General features: G+C 38.8%; 19 protein-coding genes. 9 read left to right on the forward strand and 10 right to left on the reverse strand.

What is annotated here, in order from left to right; all coding sequences use genetic code 11:
- Nucleotides 1-58: 58 nt before the first annotated feature.
- From ACH3PA_RS11185 to ACH3PA_RS11200, 4 genes are read right to left on the reverse strand one after another with little or no spacing between them, the layout of a single operon-like run.
- Nucleotides 59-829 carry a M48 family metalloprotease gene (locus tag ACH3PA_RS11185; RefSeq protein WP_416444222.1) on the reverse strand — a complete coding sequence of 257 codons (771 nt, stop codon included), beginning with the start codon at nt 827-829 and terminating at the stop codon, nt 59-61.
- A 33-nt stretch (nt 830-862) separates the two neighbouring features.
- A complete protein-coding gene (locus tag ACH3PA_RS11190; RefSeq protein ID WP_416444220.1) occupies nt 863-1,597 on the reverse strand; it encodes a M15 family metallopeptidase in 735 nt (244 codons plus the stop codon).
- Entirely contained in the window at nt 1,594-2,568 is a 975-nt protein-coding gene (locus ACH3PA_RS11195; RefSeq protein WP_416448152.1) for a GNAT family N-acetyltransferase, read from the reverse strand. The genes ACH3PA_RS11190 and ACH3PA_RS11195 overlap by 4 nt, the downstream gene beginning before the upstream one ends.
- Nucleotides 2,531-2,818 (reverse strand): GNAT family N-acetyltransferase, encoded by a 288-nt coding sequence (locus ACH3PA_RS11200; protein ID WP_416444216.1) that lies wholly within the window; start codon nt 2,816-2,818, stop codon nt 2,531-2,533. The genes ACH3PA_RS11195 and ACH3PA_RS11200 overlap by 38 nt, the downstream gene beginning before the upstream one ends.
- Nucleotides 2,819-2,892: 74 nt before the next feature.
- Between ACH3PA_RS11200 and ACH3PA_RS11205 the strand changes: the two genes are divergently transcribed.
- Nucleotides 2,893-3,321 (forward strand): GNAT family N-acetyltransferase, encoded by a 429-nt coding sequence (locus ACH3PA_RS11205; RefSeq protein ID WP_416444214.1) that lies wholly within the window; start codon nt 2,893-2,895, stop codon nt 3,319-3,321.
- 1 nt (nt 3,322) lies between these two features.
- On the opposite strand, the gene pepE is transcribed toward ACH3PA_RS11205, so the two are convergent.
- Nucleotides 3,323-4,027 (reverse strand): dipeptidase PepE, encoded by a 705-nt coding sequence (gene pepE, locus ACH3PA_RS11210; RefSeq protein WP_416444213.1) that lies wholly within the window; start codon nt 4,025-4,027, stop codon nt 3,323-3,325.
- 122 nt (nt 4,028-4,149) lie between these two features.
- On the opposite strand from pepE, the gene ACH3PA_RS11215 reads away from it, so the two are divergent.
- From ACH3PA_RS11215 to ACH3PA_RS11240, 6 genes are all read left to right on the forward strand, one after another.
- On the forward strand, nt 4,150-4,926 hold the full coding sequence (locus ACH3PA_RS11215; protein ID WP_416444211.1) for a hypothetical protein: 777 nt from the start codon (nt 4,150-4,152) through the stop codon (nt 4,924-4,926).
- Between the two features lie 71 nt (nt 4,927-4,997).
- A complete protein-coding gene (locus tag ACH3PA_RS11220; protein ID WP_416444209.1) occupies nt 4,998-5,804 on the forward strand; it encodes a hypothetical protein in 807 nt (268 codons plus the stop codon).
- A 239-nt stretch (nt 5,805-6,043) separates the two neighbouring features.
- Nucleotides 6,044-6,547, forward strand: a complete 504-nt coding sequence (locus tag ACH3PA_RS11225; protein ID WP_416444207.1) for a DUF6702 family protein — start codon at nt 6,044-6,046, stop codon at nt 6,545-6,547.
- Nucleotides 6,548-6,613: 66 nt separating this feature from the next.
- The gene (locus tag ACH3PA_RS11230) at nt 6,614-8,914 is read left to right on the forward strand and encodes a M1 family metallopeptidase (RefSeq protein ID WP_416444205.1); all 2,301 of its coding nucleotides are present in this window, start codon (nt 6,614-6,616) and stop codon (nt 8,912-8,914) included.
- A 73-nt stretch (nt 8,915-8,987) separates the two neighbouring features.
- On the forward strand, nt 8,988-9,266 hold the full coding sequence (locus tag ACH3PA_RS11235) for a Sec-independent protein translocase subunit TatA/TatB (protein ID WP_416444203.1): 279 nt from the start codon (nt 8,988-8,990) through the stop codon (nt 9,264-9,266).
- On the forward strand, nt 9,266-9,826 hold the full coding sequence (locus ACH3PA_RS11240; RefSeq protein WP_416444201.1) for a phosphatase PAP2 family protein: 561 nt from the start codon (nt 9,266-9,268) through the stop codon (nt 9,824-9,826). Before ACH3PA_RS11235 ends, ACH3PA_RS11240 begins: the two co-directional genes overlap by 1 nt.
- Here the strand turns inward: ACH3PA_RS11240 and ACH3PA_RS11245 are convergent.
- The 4 genes from ACH3PA_RS11245 to kynU are packed head-to-tail and all read right to left on the reverse strand — an operon-like array spanning nt 9,823 to nt 13,963.
- A complete protein-coding gene (locus ACH3PA_RS11245) occupies nt 9,823-10,467 on the reverse strand; it encodes an O-methyltransferase (RefSeq protein WP_416444199.1) in 645 nt (214 codons plus the stop codon). The genes ACH3PA_RS11240 and ACH3PA_RS11245 overlap by 4 nt on opposite strands.
- 12 nt (nt 10,468-10,479) lie before the next feature.
- Nucleotides 10,480-11,268 carry an SDR family oxidoreductase gene (locus ACH3PA_RS11250; protein ID WP_416444197.1) on the reverse strand — a complete coding sequence of 263 codons (789 nt, stop codon included), beginning with the start codon at nt 11,266-11,268 and terminating at the stop codon, nt 10,480-10,482.
- A gap of 3 nt (nt 11,269-11,271) precedes the next feature.
- Entirely contained in the window at nt 11,272-12,672 is a 1,401-nt protein-coding gene (locus tag ACH3PA_RS11255; protein ID WP_416444196.1) for an FAD-dependent oxidoreductase, read from the reverse strand.
- 4 nt (nt 12,673-12,676) lie between these two features.
- The gene (gene kynU, locus ACH3PA_RS11260; RefSeq protein WP_416444195.1) at nt 12,677-13,963 is read right to left on the reverse strand and encodes a kynureninase; all 1,287 of its coding nucleotides are present in this window, start codon (nt 13,961-13,963) and stop codon (nt 12,677-12,679) included.
- A gap of 84 nt (nt 13,964-14,047) precedes the next feature.
- Between kynU and ACH3PA_RS11265 the strand changes: the two genes are divergently transcribed.
- Nucleotides 14,048-15,196: an MFS transporter gene (locus tag ACH3PA_RS11265; protein WP_416444193.1), complete on the forward strand. Its 1,149-nt coding sequence runs from the start codon at nt 14,048-14,050 to the stop codon at nt 15,194-15,196.
- A gap of 67 nt (nt 15,197-15,263) precedes the next feature.
- Here the strand turns inward: ACH3PA_RS11265 and ACH3PA_RS11270 are convergent, their stop codons facing one another.
- Entirely contained in the window at nt 15,264-15,971 is a 708-nt protein-coding gene (locus ACH3PA_RS11270) for a hypothetical protein (RefSeq protein WP_416444191.1), read from the reverse strand.
- Between the two features lie 562 nt (nt 15,972-16,533).
- Between ACH3PA_RS11270 and ACH3PA_RS11275 the strand changes: the two genes are divergently transcribed.
- The gene (locus tag ACH3PA_RS11275; RefSeq protein ID WP_416444189.1) at nt 16,534-17,559 is read left to right on the forward strand and encodes a transporter; all 1,026 of its coding nucleotides are present in this window, start codon (nt 16,534-16,536) and stop codon (nt 17,557-17,559) included.
- Nucleotides 17,560-17,611: the final 52 nt, after the last annotated feature.

A 17,611-nucleotide genomic window follows, 5' to 3' on the forward strand; every position in this document is an offset into this window, starting at 1 on the left:
GGTAAAGATAAAAACAAAATTCCGCCGAAGCGGAATCAAAATATGCTTTAAGTATGTTTTAACCTCCATATTTAATTATAGCCTCTTTTATTTTCTCGATCCTGTTTTCTGGATCGGGATGTGTACTTTGAAATTCTGGTACACGATTAGGACCTGCAGAGGCTTTTAGAATTTTCATCACTTCTATCATCTGGTTAGGATCGTAACCGGCTTTTATCATAAAGCGTACACCAAGATCATCACTTTCTAACTCGTCATCGCGCCCGTTACCTAAAAGTATATTTTGACCAATAGCGCCAGCTTCTCTACCGGCGCCTACACCTACTTCTGCGCCCATAGATATTGTGCTCCATAAATTGCTGTTCTCAATACGCTCTGCAGAATGTTTACCAAGTACGTGGCCTATCTCGTGTCCTAAAACTCCCGCTACCTGATCTTCATTTTCTAACCTGGAAAGCAGAGCATAGGTTATAAATATTTGTCCGCCGGGTAGGGCGAAAGCATTTATAGTTTCAGGATCCTGTAGTAAATGGAATTCGTATTTGTAAGGTGTCTCTCTTGCTACACTATGGTCTATTAACTTCTGGCCAACCTGATCTACAAAAGCCTGTAATTGCTGGTCTGGGTGTAAACCACCGTGTTGTTGTGCCATTGACGGTGCGTTTTGTAAACCAATTGCGATCTCCTCTTCCGGAGTCATAGATATGGCTTGTACGCGCCCTGTGTATGGATTTTCCTGTCTGTTGCCGCAGTAGCGTACAACACCAAATCCTATGATGAGAATACCTATTATAAGTTTAAGCTTTGTACTTCTGCCGCCTAGTCGCATAATAACTTGATTAGGTATCTAAATTAATTAAAATTAACTCAGAAGATCAGGATTTATATCTAGGACGTTGTTTTGACGATAAAGTGTTATAAACTCTGGAGTAAATGCTTTACTGCCTAAAAGTTGTTGTTCTTGAAGTACCTCTTTAATATCTAGTTTTTTATACTGCTCGAGATAATTTTGAGACAGCGGCTTATAGCTAAAATGCCATGGTTCATAATTAAATCCCTGGCGCAGGGGTAAATCGGTATAAACCAGGTAAAAATCGAACTCATTTGCATGTTTATCGAGCCATTCTTTTAATTTGCAAAAGGGACCATTACCATGAAACTTAGAAGGGACTAACACATCGCCAGAGGTTTTGCCATTGGCGTCTATGATATCAAGATCTGTACCCCAATGGTGTCTTGAGGTTCCCGGGATAGTGCTATACTCAATTATTTTTGCAATAGCATCTTCGGGTGAAAGACCTTTGTTTGTATAGGCGCGATATTTGCGCTCCCAGATGCGATTTTGATGGTTATAATCCCGATAACTGGAAACCACCTGAATGTCGATATTTTCTTTCGCGGCAGCGGCCTTCATTTTATCAAATGCCTTTGCTGCTTCGGGGCGCAGGCGATAGCCCTCTTTTTCTATAAGATCAGGATTGCCTTTACCTATCAATTCTGCTTCTGATATCATATTCTGACTAAAACTTAAACCAGGCAAGAGTGTTGCTGCAGTCGTGGCAATAGCTGTGGTAGTTATAAAAGTTCTGCGTTTCATCGTAGCTTTTTATGCATGAGATAATGCGTGCCTATAGGTTCTACTTCAAAAGGTTTACCCATTATTTCATAATCCAGATTGGTGTAGAAAGAGACTGCGACTTCTCTTGCGTTGAGCCATATAGTATATACTCTTTTAGCGTTGAGTAATTTCTCACCTTCATCAACTAATAGTTCACCCAGGCCTTTATTTTGAAATTCAGGCAAAACAGCCATTCCGCGCAGTTGATATTGAGTACCGCTAAAGTAATTGTGGTCTTTTTTTAGTAAGCTTACAACGCCCACAGGATGATCAAGATGATAGAGCCCCAGATGTATTGTATCCTGATCTTCATCTCCTTCAAAATGACAATCTTCTAACGGTCTGCCCTGGCGCAAAACGGGATGGCGTACAGACCAGGTTTCTTTTCCTGAAATTTGCCTTATTGCATAATCTTTATTAAAAAGGCTGTATTGAAAGGCGTTTTTGCCATCATAAAGGAAGGTTTTTATGTATTTAAACCCGATTTTTTGAAGCACCTTATGCGAGGCAGAATTATCTACATGCGCATGTGCTACCAGCGAAGCGAGTTTTAAGTCTTGAAATGCGTATTGTACACAGGCTTTTGCTGCTTCTGTAGCATAACCATAACGCCAATATTTCTTTTTTAAACGATAGCCCAGATCTACAACTCGCTCCAGCGGATGGTATTTTAAGCCGCACCAGCCTAAAAAAGCATCATCTTCTTTTCTAATCACAGCCCATCTGCCCATGCCGGGTTTTTCATAAGCAGTATAATTACTTACAAAATGCAAAGCATCTGCTACAGAATCAAAAGGCTCATCACCGGTATATTGCAGAACTTCATTATCATTATTAAGCTCGTAAAGATCTGCGGCATCTTCTGCCGTAAACTGCCTTAAATAAAGTCTTTCTGTGGTAATTATAGATTGCTCAGGCACGTACGTCGTTGTATTCAGAGTGTCTGTCAAATTGAACTTCGGCAAAGGGGCAAAGCGGCTCAATTTTAAGGCTGTTCTCTCTTGCATAATCTACAGAGTGAGCGACCAGTTTACTTGCAAAACCTTTTCCTTCTTCAGGGATCTTAGTTTCTGTGTGGTCTATAATAAGTGTGTGTTTGTCTTTAATAGAATAAGTAAGTTCTGAAATGATCCCAGAGTCACCTTCTATAAAAAAGACACCACGCCTGTCGTTTTGTTTATGTTCAATATTTAAATCCATTACTTTTGTCTGCCTTTTAATCCTGTAAGAGGGTTCAATTCTCTAAAGGTTCTTGATTTAAAAATAAATAAAATATGACCAACCTGAACATCAAACGCTTATTTAAAGAAGATATTAACACCTTTCAGCCATTAATAAAAGCATTGATGAATAACAATATTGAAGATGAGGTACTTCGAGAGCGTTTACACGAAATGTTTAAGCAGAATTATGAATGTTATGGTATTCATTGGAATGATAAATTAGTAGGTGTTTTTGGTCTTTGGTTTGCCATACGTCACTACGCCGGTAAGACCTGTGAGGCAGATCATGTTTATATAGATGATAATTATCGCAACAAAGGGATAGGTAAAGAGGTTTTTGCCTGGATATTTGAATATGCAAAAAGTAAAGGCTGTGAAACTTCAGAACTAAATAGCTATGTAAGTAATTATCCCAGTCATAAGTTTTATATGAACCAGGGCTATGATATTTTAGGTTACCATTTTCTAAAGAAACTTTAGGCTAGTCAAATACAATCTGTTCACCGGCCTCTAACTCCCAGGTTTTCTTTCCAGATTCAAAAATGCGTGCGTCCAGATCACCTTTTAAAAAGCAATTGTCGCCCTTAACTTCGATCCAGCTGCCTTCGCGTAATCCTATAACCGGGATATTATTGAATCTATGAAATTCACTAATTCTGGTTTCCCGCGTTTCACCCATGTGCGTATCACCTTCAAGCGGATCTACATAATGAGGATTTATATTGAAGGGAACCAACCCAAGCGTTTTAAAGCTGGGTGGGTAAATAATAGGCATGTCGTTAGTATTCTGCATGGTGAGACCGCCTATGTTTGTTCCCGCACTTGTACCTAAATACGGTGTCCCGGAAAAAAGTACTTTACGCAAAACCGGCATTAATTCTAATTTATAAAGTGTATTTACTAATAAAAAGGTGTTGCCCCCGCCGGTGAAGATTGCCTGAGCTTCTTTTATTGCCTTTTTAGGATCTTCAAATTCATGAATCCCTCGTACTTCAATATCAAGAGTATTAAAAGCTTCCTGTACACGGCTTGTATAGTCGTCATTACTTATTCCGCCAGGACGCGCGTAGGGTATAAAAAGCAAACGTTCTACATTTAAAAAATGCTTATCGAGATATGGTAAGAGATAACCTAGATATGAATCTCCATAAATTGTTGAGGTACTTGCGAGTATTAAGTTTTTCAAAGAATAGGTTTTTTAGCTGGAACAACAAATATAATGGTCATTTAACAAAAATTTACACGCTGGCACCGAGTAAATTTGAAAATCTTGTTGTTACTTAAATGAGGTAATCAATTTTTTCTGTTATGAAACTTTTATACAAGGTTCTTTTTCTTTTTTTATGTACCTCTGTCGCTTTGGCTCAAAACTCTGCCAGAGTGATGATAGAAGGGCAGTTAATTGTACCTAAAGGCGGCGATCCTGAAGGTATAGTTATTTACAATACAACTTCAGAAAAGGGAACAATAACAGATAGAACTGGTGTTTTTACTTTGGCTGTAGCCAATCAGGATGAGATCTTAGTTCAATCTTTACAATTTACTCCCGTCACTGTAAAAGTGAATCGTGGCATATTAAATTCTAAGAAAATGACGATCTCATTACGAGAAACAGTAACACCCTTAGAAGAAATAGTGGTTAGTCCATATGATCTCACAGGAGATATTGTGGCAGATGTGAACCGGGTTAGTGTTAATGAAGGTGCGCCTAATATAAATTTTGCAGCTGTAAATATGTTAGATGGTACATATGATTCTATGAGCGCTCCAGAAAATGTCGCATTAGATGATGCCACCTGGAAATACGGTCTCAACTTTGTAAATATCTTCAAAGCTTTATATAACAAAAGAGAAAAAGATAGCAATACGTTTAAGATAACTGCAGAAGATGAACTTGCAAAGATGTATGACAACGCTTTCTTTAAGCAAAATCTTGATATTAAAGAAGAGAATATTGGCGACTTTCTGGACTACGCTGCAAATAACGGACTCAATAAGGAGATGCTTGAGCAGGGTAATGAATTAAATCTTATTCAATTTTTACTGAACAAAAGAGAAGCCTACAAGGCTGAGGTAAAAAATTAATCTTGCAACGGCTAAAATCTTTTGGCGTCTTTAATTTTTAGCAACTTACTTTTACAAAAAAAAACGCCGCCTTGGTAAAGCTGAAAATACCGTCTTTAACACTTTTATGTCTTTGTTTTTTGTGCCTGTTCTCTTCCGGAAGTTTACAAGCGCAGGAGACGGTTATGTTGCAGGGTAAAGTGCTTAATGATTCTATTGAAACGTCTTACCTCCATATTGTAAACCTTACAATGCGTAAAGGGACGATAACTAATGATGGTGGTAGTTTTAGTATTCCCGTGCGTATTAATGATACACTTTATATATCTGCAATACAATTTCAACACAAAGAAATAGTAATATCTCCAAAGATTTTTGAGAAGGGACAAATCACGTTCTATTTAGACGAAGAAATAAGTGAGCTGGAAGAGATTAACATTAGTGATATAGATCTTTCCGGAAGGTTGGGCAGTGATATGAATGTGCCAAAATTAGAAAAACCGTTTGATCCTGCTGCTGCCGGCTTGCCAGTATATAAAGGTAAAACCCTCACAGACGAAGAGAAAAAGTTATACACGGCGACGCATACTGGCGGGGGCATAGTTCCTGTAGATCCCATTGTAAACTGGATTTCTGGCAGAACAAAAATGCTCAAGCGCAGAGTTGCCATTTCTAATATGGAAATACGTGTGCAGAAAGCCAGAAATAAAGTTCTTGATAGTGTTTACATAACAACACTGAATATTCCGGCTAATCTCATTGATGATTTTAGTCATTATGTCTACGAAAACAACAATAGTACACTTGCCGTAGCGTCTAAAGATGATCCTTTAGCATTGATGGAATTACTGCTGGCAAAAGCCCCTGAATACAGAAAATTTAAGGAGCTGAATGAATAAATATTCCGGTTTTTGAGGCAGTAGCAGCGATACTAGAGCATAAAAAACCGCTTTTTATGAGAGGAAATCGTGCTAAAACACTAAAAAATAGGCTGTATTTTAAAGGAATAATCATTTTAGGAGGTTCAATATTTCGAAATTGAGATTCTTTTTTGGAATAATCTTTGGTCAACAGCAAGTATATTTGCTTTACAGAAAGCAAAAGATTAATTCTTACCCCATAATTTTAGCTTACCTCTATGAAAAAGTTTTGGTTAATCTTACTAATCGCTTTGCCATTAGTAATTTCTACAGCATGCCATAAATATTACTTTAGTGTTACTCAGGTAGATTATGATTCTAAATCACAATCCCTTCAAATAGTTACCCGCATATTTTATGATGATCTTCAGCGTGCACTTCAGGAAAGATATGATCCTGAAATTGAGGTTGATGAGACCTATGATCAGGATAAATTAAATCAGTTTATCAAGAGGTATATTTCGCAGAAATTCTTTGTAAAAATAAACGGTGAAGAGCAAGAGATCAATTACCTGGGGCATGAAGATGATAACGACTATGTAGTGTGTTACATTGAGGTGAAAAACGTTCACGATATAAGTTCAGTCTCTATAGAAAATACACTGCTAATGGATGTTTTTCCTGACCAGAAGAATGTCGTACACATTCATGTGGGCGATAATAAAAAAAGCTTTCTTCTGATATCAGGAAATGATAAAGCCGTGTTAAATTTTGCTAATTAATTCTTATAATTTTCCCATTTATATACTTTTAACCAATTCTCTATTTTTAAATAATAACAGTACAATATGAAAAACCTGAAGTTTTCACTCCTAACCTTCATTTTTCTTTTTGCAGCAGTAGGATTTGCGCAGGAAGAAGTTCAGAAGGAACAGAGTACCCCCCCTCACACAAATACCAATAAATTTAGGCAACTCTATCAGGAGTTTGCAACTCCTAATACCTACAGAACCGCTTCTGGTGCGCCGGGTAAAGATTATTATCAAAACAGAGCCAATTATGAGATACAAATTGAGCTTAATGATAATAATCAGACCATAACAGGGTCAGAAAAAATTACATATATCAACAACTCTCCAGATGATCTTGAATATTTATGGGTTCAGCTTGATCAAAATGTGCGTAAAAAAGACACGCCCGCTAAACAAAGAGACGGTGACGGTATGACTCCCGTAAATCGTCCTGAAGGTTTTGTTGCGCAGTATATGACAGAGCCTTTTGATGGCGGTTTTAATATTCATGAAGTAAAAGCAGACGGTAAGGATCTTAAGTACAAGATCAATTACACAATGATGCGTGTTGATTTACCGGAACCATTAAAAGCAGGTGAAGAATTTGAATTCTCTGTAAAATGGGATTACAATATCGTAGATCACACAGTAGATCGCGCACGTTCTGGTTATGAGAGTTTTCCTGACGGAAACAAGAATTACATCATAGCACAGTTCTTCCCAAGAATGTGTGTATATAATGATGTAGAAGGATGGCAAAACTATCAGTTCTGGGGCAGTGGCGAGTTTGCTTTGCCTTTTGGTGACTACGACGTTGAGATCACAGTACCTGCAGATCACTTGTTAAACGGTACAGGAGAGATCGTAAACAGAAAAGACGTTTTTTCTAAAGAAATGATGCGTCGTTGGGAGCAGGCTAAAAAGTCTTATGACAAGCCAGTTCTAATAGTAACTCAGGCTGAAGCTGAAGCTACAGAAAAAGGATTTAGCAAAGACAAAAAGACCTGGAAGTTACACGCAGAGAATGTACGTGATTTTGCATTTACCACTTCACGTAAATATATTATGGATGCACAGGCGGTTAAATTCCCTACGCATGATGTAATGGCTATTTCTATATATCCTAAAGAAGGTAATCCACTTTGGGAAGAGTATTCTACTAAAGCTGTTGTACAGACTTTAAAATCATACTCACGTATGACTTTTGATTATCCTTATCCTAAAGCAATATCTGTACATGCTAAGCAACAAGGTATGGAGTACCCTATGATATGCTGGAACTATGGTCGTCCTAATCCTGACGGTACTTATAGCGATCGTGTTAAGTTTGGTATGATAAGCGTTATTATACATGAAGTAGGTCACAACTTCTTCCCAATGATCGTAAACAGTGATGAGCGCCAGTGGGGATGGATGGATGAAGGTATCAATACTTTTGTGCAGTATGTAGCAGAGCAGGATTTTGGTGAAAACTATCCTGAAGCGATAGCTCCTAATACAAAATATCCTTCAAGAAGAGGAGAGCCTTCTAAGATCGTTGATTACATGAAAGGTAATCAGGATTATATCACGCCTATCATGTCAAACCCTGAGAATGTTTACCAGTTGGGTAACAACGCGTATGGTAAACCTGCAACTGCTCTTAATATCTTAAGAGAGACTGTAATGGGAAGAGATCTTTTTGATTATTCTTTTAAAACTTACGCACATCGATGGATGTTTAAACATCCTACACCAGAAGATTTCTTCCGCACTATGGAAGATGCTTCGGCTTTAGACCTTGACTGGTACTGGAGAGGCTGGTTCTATACTACAGAAAACGTAGATGTAGGTGTGAAAGAAGTTAAGTCATACTACGTGACAAGTACACCTACAGAAGAAGGAAAAGCATTGCTTAGTCGTTATGGCGCAAGTCCTGATGCTATAAACGGTATATACGTGGTAGAAGAAGGTGGTGAGGGTTATGATCCTTCTATGAAAGACAAATCTGTTTTAGAAAATGCCCCTAATCTTCAGGAATTCTTAATGGATAATTTTACTCCGGAAGAACGTGCAAAATTAAAAGCGCCTAAGCATTTCTATGCTGTTGTTTTTGAAAAACCGGGAGGTATACCAATGCCTCTAATTGTTGAGTACACTTACTCAGATGGTACAACAGAGAAAGTTACATATCCTGTACAAGTTTGGAGAAAGAACGATGCAGAGGTAAGCAAAGTTATCGCTACAGATAAAGAGATCGTTAAGGTAACTGTAGATCCAGATCTTGAGACTGCAGATGTTGATCTAAGCAATAACAGCTGGCCTAAACAGGAAGAAACTAATAAATTCAATCAGTTTAAGGAAAACCTGAATAATTAGAACGTTAATTCATGTATAAAAAGCCGGTGATATTTCACCGGCTTTTCTTTTTTCCACATATCTTTGTGTCATTATGATAGCACCACTTTTTATTAGCGGAGGCGAGATTGCCTTTGTGATTTTTATAGTTGTTATGGTATTTGGGGCAGATAAAGTTCCAGATATTGCAAGAGAATTGGGTAAGGGAATGCGCACCATACGCAATGCGACCAATGAGATCAAATCTGAAATTACTAAAAGCGCCACAGACAGAGGCGTAAGCAGCGATATTGCAAAAGATGTTAAAAAGGAAATTGATAAGGCTAAAGAAGATATAGAAGATATCACTGGCCCTATCAAACGTAGATTTTAATGTGGGAACACCTTGCAGAATGGGATAGAGATTTATTTGTTTATCTAAACAATCTGGGAATTGAAGATTACGACGGTTTCTGGATCTGGATAACACAAATCACCCATTGGGTACCACTTTATATAATTTTTCTTCTTCTCTTTATAAGCGCGTTTTACTGGCGCAGAGCTTTACTAGCAGTTTTTTCTACTTTACTTACTTTCTTTTTAACTTTAATGCTTACAACGGTCGTTAAAACCTATGTAGCGCGTTTAAGACCTAACAACGAGCCTTTATTGCATGACCTGATCAGGGTATTGCAGGAGCCTCATAATTTTTCTTTCTTTTCAGGGCACGCCGCCTCTTCTTTTTCGGTTACAACTTTTGTTGTATTGAGTCTTAGAGGTATGTATAAGTGGGTGTATATATTTTATATCTGGCCTATATTATTTGCTTCAAGCAGAATTTTTGTAGGTGTTCATTATCCGGGAGATATCCTGGTGGGGGCAGGAGTAGGGGTTCTCATGGCAGCTTTTGTCTACCACTTTTATAAAAAAGCTCTTGTAAGACTAGACTATTAAAGACGTCTGCGGCTAATTGTAAGTCCGTCGCGTATGGGCAGCAACACCGTTTCAAGTCTGTCGTCTTCAGCTAGTAATCTGTTATATTCCAAAACAGCCAGTGTTGAAAGATCTTTAGGATTTACTTCTTCTATTACTTTACCGCTCCACAATACATTATCAGAAAGAATTACGCCGCCGGGATTAAGTCGGTCGATTATTATATCAAAATATGCCGGATAATTCGGTTTATCTGCATCTATAAAAATCAGGTCAAATTTGCCTTCTAGCTGCGGAATTACCGCTGTTGCATCACCTAAATGCTGAATAATGCTTTTCGCGAAAGCTGATTTATCAAAGTATTTTCGTTGAAAATCAACCAATTCTTCATTGATATCAATAGTGTGAAGTGCTCCGGTACTTTGCATTCCTTCCGCAAGACAAAGCGCGGAATACCCGGTATAAGTGCCAATTTCCAGAATGTTTTTCGGATTGATCAGCTTAGAAAGCATACTCAGCAATCTGCCTTGATAATGACCGCTTAGCATACGTGGCTGAAGAATTTTTTGATAGGTTTCTCTGCGAAGTAGCTGTAGCAACTCAGGTTCCTTTTGAGAGTGAGCAACTACATAATCGTCTAATTTTTCGGGTAAAAAGTGCATTTTTTGGTTGATTTACAGCGATTTTGTCCTCCCGCCATCAACGGGAAAATTGATTCCGTTTATATAGGCAGCGCGTTCACTAGCTAAAAAAGCAACGGCATCTGCAATTTCTTCTGGTTCGGCAAATCCTTTTGCAGGGATTGATGCTTTCATATTCTCGGCTATTTTTTCAATAGAAATACCCGATTTTTCGGCATTTTGAGCGATTATTTCGTGTAACCGGCCGGTTTCTGTAGTTCCCGGAAGAATATTATTTACTGTAATTTTAAACTGTCCCAGTTCGTTTGCCATCGTTTTTGACCAATTAGCAACCGCACCGCGCGTGGTGTTAGAAACTCCAAGACCATCAATAGGTTGCTTAACGGAAGTCGAAATGATATTAATAATTCTGCCAAAACCGGCTTCTTTCATTCCCGGTACAACCGCCTGCGTCAACAAATGATTGCATTTAAGATGTTGTGTAAATGCTTTCTGAAATTCTTCTATTGAAGCATTAAAAATAGGTCCGCCAGCCGGGCCGCCAGTGTTGTTGATCAAAATATGAATAGCGCCTTTGTTTTCAAGATGCTTTTTAACAGCAGTTTCTACTTCCTCAGGATTGTTAAAATCAGCAACCAGATAGCTGTGTTTTTGATCTTCAGGAACTGGTAATTCTGCAAGCGTAGTTTTCAGCTTTTCTTCATTTCGCGCAAGCAAAATAATTGTAGCTCCCTCAGTAGCAAGTGCAATGGCTGTCGCTTTACCAATTCCGGCTGTACTGCCACAAACCAGAGCGTGTTTATTTTTTAATTCTAAATTCATGTTTTATTGCAAACTGTGGGCAACTGCATCGTCATGTAGCATTTCGCGCGAAGCTTCAATTACCAAATTAAGTTTTTCTCTTAGCGAAAGGTCGTCTGTGAGTTTCTTATCGTGAATGAGATTAAGAATAGCCTTGTCTTGTACACGCCCGCGGCTCATCGCTTCAGAATAGGGAATATCTTCCCGAAATGTCACAAGTGAATATTTTGAGAAATACTCTTTAGGAAACTCTTTTTCAAAGGCCAGTTCAAGTTTTCGTTTCTTCTGAAATATCTCATTTGCCGTATGCGCTTTCATCTCATGAAAGTTATCTACAGCAAGATCTGCGATGGCATCTGTGTCTTTTTTGCGTTCGGTTTGATAGGCTTTAAAAATTTTAGGCCAGTCGCCTTCATATTTATCTATCATCTTATCCAGAACCACAATATCTTCAAAAGCAGCGTTCATGCCCTGACCATAAAAAGGTACAATGGCATGAGCGGCGTCGCCTAATAATAGAGATTTACCGTAAGCGTACCATGGCGAACATTTAATTGTGCCTAACGGCGAAACAGGATTTTTTTCAAATTCCTCTATAAGATCTGGCATTATGCTCAGCGCGTCAGGAAATTGTCTTTCAAAATAATCCTTAACGTCTGCTGTTGTTTGCAAACGGCCAAAATTCTCTTCACCTTCTTCCCAGGATAGAAAAAGTGTAACGGTAAAACTGCCGTCCAGATTGGGCAGCGCGATCATCATATCTTTACCACGAGGCCAGATATGCAATGCATTTTTTTCTGCAAGATAACTTCCGTCTTTTCCTGGGGGAAATGATAGTTCTTTATAACCGTGAGTGAGGTAATCCTGGGCATAACTGAATAAAAGCTGTTTGTGGTCAAACATACTTTTTCGCAAAGCAGAACCTACACCATCTGCACCCAGAATGATATCTGCTTTTATGGTTTTGTTCTCGCCGGTGTTGTAATCTTCAAATATAGCTTCTGCCTCTTCCAGATTTACAGAAACGCACTTTTGATTGAAAAAAGCGGTTATTTTAGGCATTTTATCGCACTCATCCAGTAACATAATGTTGAGGTCAGATCTGGAGATAGAGTTGATATATTCATGATCCCGACCGCTGTAATTACTCATGAACGTTTCGCCCTCGCGCTCATGAATCATGCGACCATTCATGGGTATACAAAGCGGTTCTACTTTATCCTGAAGTCCTACCAGCTTTAAACCTTTCATTCCCCGATCTGAAAAAGCCAGATTTATCGATCTGCCAGAATCAACTTCTTCAACTCGCAGATCTGGTCTTTTTTCGGCTAAAGTAACTTTATAACCACGTTGTGCCATGCGCAAAGCGGCAAGAGAGCCACAGAGGCCGGCGCCTATAATAAGTATGTGTTCTTGTTCTTTCATAGCGTTATTGGCCTAGTAATTGGCGCAGCCTAACCGCCATTTCATAAACATCTTCAAAACTGTTGTACAAAGGTGCAGGAGTAACCCTGATCACATCAGGCTCCCGCCAGTCGCAAATTATACCGGCATTCATAAAACCATCATGTAAACTGCGATCTGCATTTTTTACCTGTATAGAAAGCTGGCAACCGCGTTCTTCAGGATTTTTAGGAGTTATAATATTAATACGATCGTCGTCTATCTGTTCTATTAGATATTCCAGATAACCGGTTATTTTTCTTGATTTTGCACGTATATTCTGAAATCCAGCTTCCGCGAAAATTTCTAAAGAAGCGCGGATGGGTGCCATAGACAAAATAGGGGGATTGCTTAATTGCCAGCCTTCTGCTCCCGGAAGGGCATCAAAATCTACGCGCATATTAAACCGCGTTTCTTTATTATGACCCCACCAGCCAGTAAATCGTGGAATATCTTTATTCTTGGCATGTCGCTCATGTACAAAGCAACCACCTAAGCTTCCCGGGCCACTGTTTAGGTATTTATAGGTGCACCAAACGGCAAAATCGGGACCGTTGTCATGTAAATCGGCATCTATATTTCCTACGCCGTGTGCCAGATCAAAACCGACTTTACAACCGTATTTATGACCTAGTTCTGTAATTTCTTTTATGGGGTATTTTTGCCCGGTATAGTAGTTAGAATTTCCTATCATAACCAGTGCGATCTCTTCGCCTTGTTCTTCAAGCATCGCCTTAAGATCTTCAAGGTGACAAAGTTCTTCTCCTTTGCGCGGTTTCCATAACACTAGACTTTCTTCAGGGTTATAACCGTGATGATTTATTTGTGATTTCACCGCATAACTGTCAGAAGGAAAGGCATCACTTTCAATAAGAATTTTGTGCCGCTTATCTGTGGGCCTGTAAAAAGAAACCATCATCAAATGCAAATTTGTGGTAAGCGTATTCATGATTACCACTTCGCCAGGCTTAGCACCTACAACGTCTGCCATGTTTTTAGATAAACTTTCATGATAAGTGGTCCACGGTATTTTTGCCTTAAAATGGCCTTCTACACCTATTTCTGCCCAGTTGTCTAGTTCTTCCTGAATATAATCTTTAGCTTTTTTGGGTTGCAGGCCTAAAGAGTTACCACAGAGATAGATCAATGGTTTCCCATTCTCATCTTTAGGCAGGTTAAATTCATCCCTAAACTTATGCAAGGGATCTTCAACATCGGCATTTTTGGCGTAGGCCAAATTGTTTTGATACGATTGTGTTTCTGTTTCTAGCATAGGCTAACAAAAATAGGAATTAAAATAGTTTTAAAAGTCTCAAATATTCCGTGTGGCGTGAGTTTATATCTGTAATTTGCAGATATGAAGGCACTCAAATTGATCGCGAGCAGTCGCAGGTATCTGTCACCTGCAATTATATTTGCAACCCTCAATATTGTGTTTGGTACCTGGGCGATCTACATACCCAGGATCACAAAGAATCTTAATGTGTCTGAAGGTGAGTTAGGCTTTGCTGTACTCTTTATAGCATTAGGAACCCTTAGCATGTTACCTTTTATCCCTAGATTAATTAATAAATATGGGGTGGGCAAAATGACTGCTGTAGGTGTTTTTGCCTTTTGCATCAGTTTTATAGGGCCATTTGCGGTGAGCGGTTATGTGGGTTTATGTGTTGCCCTATTTTGTGTGGGCGCCTGTGGAGGCATGCTTGATGTCTCTATGAATACTCTCGTAACTGAAATCGAAAAAAAAGACGGTGTACATTTTATGTCTGCCGCACATGGCTTTTTTAGTCTGGGCGGAATGGTAGGAGCGGGGATAGGTACTTTTTTAATGCCTGTGATGCCTAATGCCTTAACTCATATTATAATCATATCGGTAATTATGATCGTGGTAAATTACTTTTTGATCAAAAATTACATAACGATCATTGCTCCTGTGCAAGAACAGGAATCTGTTTTTAAGCTAAAAAATATAAGACCGCTTATAGGTCTGGGCATAATAGGAGTTTTAATCATGGCATCAGAAGGTGCGATCGTAGACTGGAGTGCGCTTTATCTGGAAAAAGTTACTCTAGCAGCTGCTTCCTTATTTGGTTTAGGATATACTGTTTTTAATGCGGCTATGGCTTTTGGTCGTTTCTATGGTGATGGTATAAGCGCAAAATACGGTTCAAAAGTAATTCTTGTTACCGGCGCTTCCTTAGCGGCAGTGGGATTTGCATTGGTTTTAACGGCTGATATTTGGACTGCTATAGCAGGTTTTGGCCTTGTGGGGCTGGGTTTTTCTGTGATGGTACCAGAATTATTACGCTATAGCGGAAATCTACCCGGCGTTGCGGCAGCAGAAGGTGTAAGTTTTATTTCAGGAACTGGTTTTACAGGAATGCTTTTAGGACCTGTTTTTTTAGGTTTTTTAGCCGAAACCTTCAGTCTTAAAAGCAGTTTTATTGCCCTGCTGTGTTTTGCTGTTTTGGCGGGTCTAATTGCTCTTTCGCTTAAGCGAAAATAAAAAACCCCGGCTCGCCGGGGTTTTAAAGTTGAAGTTATTTTTAAGTGGAGATAAAACTTTAAGTGTATTATTCTGTTTCTATCGCGACATTAGTAAAATATAGTTTAAAATCACCATCTGGGCCTTTGTGTGTTTTTGCGACTTTTATGCCGTCAATATCTTCATAATCTTCCCATGTTGTCATCATAGAAGGCTGTGGACTATTGCCGCTTCTGTAGATCCATTCTTTAACCACATAATCATCACCATAAAACATATCATAAGCGTCACCCGGGGTGTAACCACCAGCATCGCCACCGTATGTGAGCGTGATCTTATGCATCATATCTTTGCTAATAGGTGCAGTTGCCGTGTCCTGAACTGTAATTTTTACATCGTCCCAAACCAGATGTAAAGGTGCAAGCAACCAATATGAATCATTGATAAAACCCTTGTCTGAAGTTACTGCCAGACTATCCATATCATTGCGGTTATAGTTTACGGTGTCGTCACCGGCTTTCATGGTGATATCTTTAGTTTGAGGGTTCCACGTCCAGGAACGCTCCATATGATTCTCGCCACGATCTACGTTAAATGTGAATTTTATTTCTTTCACTTTATCCCAGTCTTCTGCGCCGTAAGCTTCAGCGATTTTCCAGGCTTCTTGTTGCTCACTGCTCATATCATCTTTTGGCATTTCTGTACTCGCGTCAGATGTTGCCATACCGTCTTTATTTTCAGTTTTACATGCAACAAATACCGTGGCAAGTGATAGGATTAGGACTAATTTTTTCATTTTAATAGCAATTGGTGTACGTAAATGTACAAATGTTTCTGGTTTTTAATGAAATAGGAATTGCGATTTTGCTACGTATTCTTGAGAAATCATGATATCTTTGCAAAAATTAAAAGATTGCATCGTCTTTTTGCATTAATACTACTCCTCACCTTTACTTTACGACCTGTTTATCAAGCCGGGTATATTGTTTATTTTCAGCTAAATATTGATGTAATTGTTGAAAAATACTGTGTTAATAAGGCGAAGCCCGAACTACATTGTAACGGCAAGTGTCATTTAGCCCAACAACTTAATTTATCTCAGGATACTTCAGACAAGGGTACAACGCGTGCTGTTGTTTTGGATTCATTTATTCCGCTTTATTTCCAAAAAACACATTATGAAATTCCATTAGTTTGGACTTTTGATTTTAAAACAGAGAACTGGAAGAATGCATTTTGTTACCAATCCAGATTTTGTGATATTCCGTACCCACCACCCAAAGTACAATTATACACTTTAGCTTAAAACAAGGACTATTCTCTAATAGCCTTAAAACTGTATAATTAAAATTAAAACAATGAAAAATATATTCGTTGCACTTACTCTATGTGCAACAGCAAGCCTCTGCGCTCAAGTAACAATAACAGAAAATAAATGGAACGGCAATAGACCAGATGCGCATGCGCCCATATCAATAATGGGAGATCACACGCACGGCAAAGGAGAGTTTATGCTTTCTTACCGCTATATGTATATGGATATGCATGATCTTAAAAGGGGTAGCGATGATGCCTCTTTTATATCTGCTTTAAAACCAAATGATAAATACATGGTGACACCTACACGCATGCCTATGCACATGCATATGTTATGCTTGATGTATGCACCCACTAATCGTGTTACTTTAATGGCGATGGGGATGTACAGCGAAAGTTCTATGAAGCATTTAACGGTAATGGGAGCCAATTTTACTACAGCAAGTAATGGCTGGGGAGATGTGCAGGTTTCTGCGCTCTACAAATTTCTGGAAGCAGGAACTACAAAAATGCATCTTCAGGCAGGAATTTCATTACCCACAGGAAGTATTGACGAAAAAGGTGTGACTCCTATGTCTATGGGTATGAAGATGGTTATGCCATATGCAATGCAAATAGGCAGCGGTACATATGATGGTCTGTTCGGTTTGACATTTCTTAAACAATGGCAGGCAACTTCTTTTGGTGCCCAAGCAAAGAGTACTATTCGCTTTGGCGAAAATGACAATGGTTATACGCTGGGGAATAATTACCGGTTAAACTCTTGGTATAGCTACAAAGCAACAGATGTGATGAGTTTATCGCTGCGTGCTGAAGGTGTTATAGTAGATGAGATCTCAGGCAGCAATCCTGCTTTAAACCCCATGATGGTAAGTACAGCAGATACCGCAAATTCTGGCGGAACGTACGTTAATTTAGGTCTTGGTGCAAATTTCTTCGTCCCTAAAGGCTGTCTTAAAGATCTGCGTTTTTCAGTTGAGTTAGCTTATCCTCTTTATCAGGATTTAAATGGGGTTCAGTTAAAAGCACAGGAAGTATTTACTACAGGAGTACAATATGCTTTTTAAAATTCTACCGGCATTGGCCTGATAAATAGATGTGATTTTTTGACTATTTAAA

Source organism: Leeuwenhoekiella sp. A2, from assembly GCF_047946655.1.
Lineage (GTDB): Bacteria > Bacteroidota > Bacteroidia > Flavobacteriales > Flavobacteriaceae > Leeuwenhoekiella.

Coding starts and splice junctions, on each gene's coding strand:
- ACH3PA_RS11190 (WP_416444220.1), bottom strand. CDS start 1,597: ATGAAACGCAGAACTTTTATAACTACCACAGCTATTGCCACGACTGCA.
- ACH3PA_RS11245 (WP_416444199.1), bottom strand. CDS start 10,467: ATGCACTTTTTACCCGAAAAATTAGACGATTATGTAGTTGCTCACTCT.
- ACH3PA_RS11215 (WP_416444211.1), top strand. CDS start 4,150: ATGAAACTTTTATACAAGGTTCTTTTTCTTTTTTTATGTACCTCTGTC.
- ACH3PA_RS11250 (WP_416444197.1), bottom strand. CDS start 11,268: ATGAATTTAGAATTAAAAAATAAACACGCTCTGGTTTGTGGCAGTACA.
- ACH3PA_RS11275 (WP_416444189.1), top strand. CDS start 16,534: ATGAAAAATATATTCGTTGCACTTACTCTATGTGCAACAGCAAGCCTC.
- kynU (WP_416444195.1), bottom strand. CDS start 13,963: ATGCTAGAAACAGAAACACAATCGTATCAAAACAATTTGGCCTACGCC.
- ACH3PA_RS11185 (WP_416444222.1), bottom strand. CDS start 829: ATGCGACTAGGCGGCAGAAGTACAAAGCTTAAACTTATAATAGGTATT.
- ACH3PA_RS11235 (WP_416444203.1), top strand. CDS start 8,988: ATGATAGCACCACTTTTTATTAGCGGAGGCGAGATTGCCTTTGTGATT.
- ACH3PA_RS11265 (WP_416444193.1), top strand. CDS start 14,048: ATGAAGGCACTCAAATTGATCGCGAGCAGTCGCAGGTATCTGTCACCT.
- ACH3PA_RS11230 (WP_416444205.1), top strand. CDS start 6,614: ATGAAAAACCTGAAGTTTTCACTCCTAACCTTCATTTTTCTTTTTGCA.
- ACH3PA_RS11225 (WP_416444207.1), top strand. CDS start 6,044: ATGAAAAAGTTTTGGTTAATCTTACTAATCGCTTTGCCATTAGTAATT.
- ACH3PA_RS11240 (WP_416444201.1), top strand. CDS start 9,266: ATGTGGGAACACCTTGCAGAATGGGATAGAGATTTATTTGTTTATCTA.
- ACH3PA_RS11270 (WP_416444191.1), bottom strand. CDS start 15,971: ATGAAAAAATTAGTCCTAATCCTATCACTTGCCACGGTATTTGTTGCA.
- ACH3PA_RS11200 (WP_416444216.1), bottom strand. CDS start 2,818: ATGGATTTAAATATTGAACATAAACAAAACGACAGGCGTGGTGTCTTT.
- ACH3PA_RS11255 (WP_416444196.1), bottom strand. CDS start 12,672: ATGAAAGAACAAGAACACATACTTATTATAGGCGCCGGCCTCTGTGGC.
- ACH3PA_RS11205 (WP_416444214.1), top strand. CDS start 2,893: ATGACCAACCTGAACATCAAACGCTTATTTAAAGAAGATATTAACACC.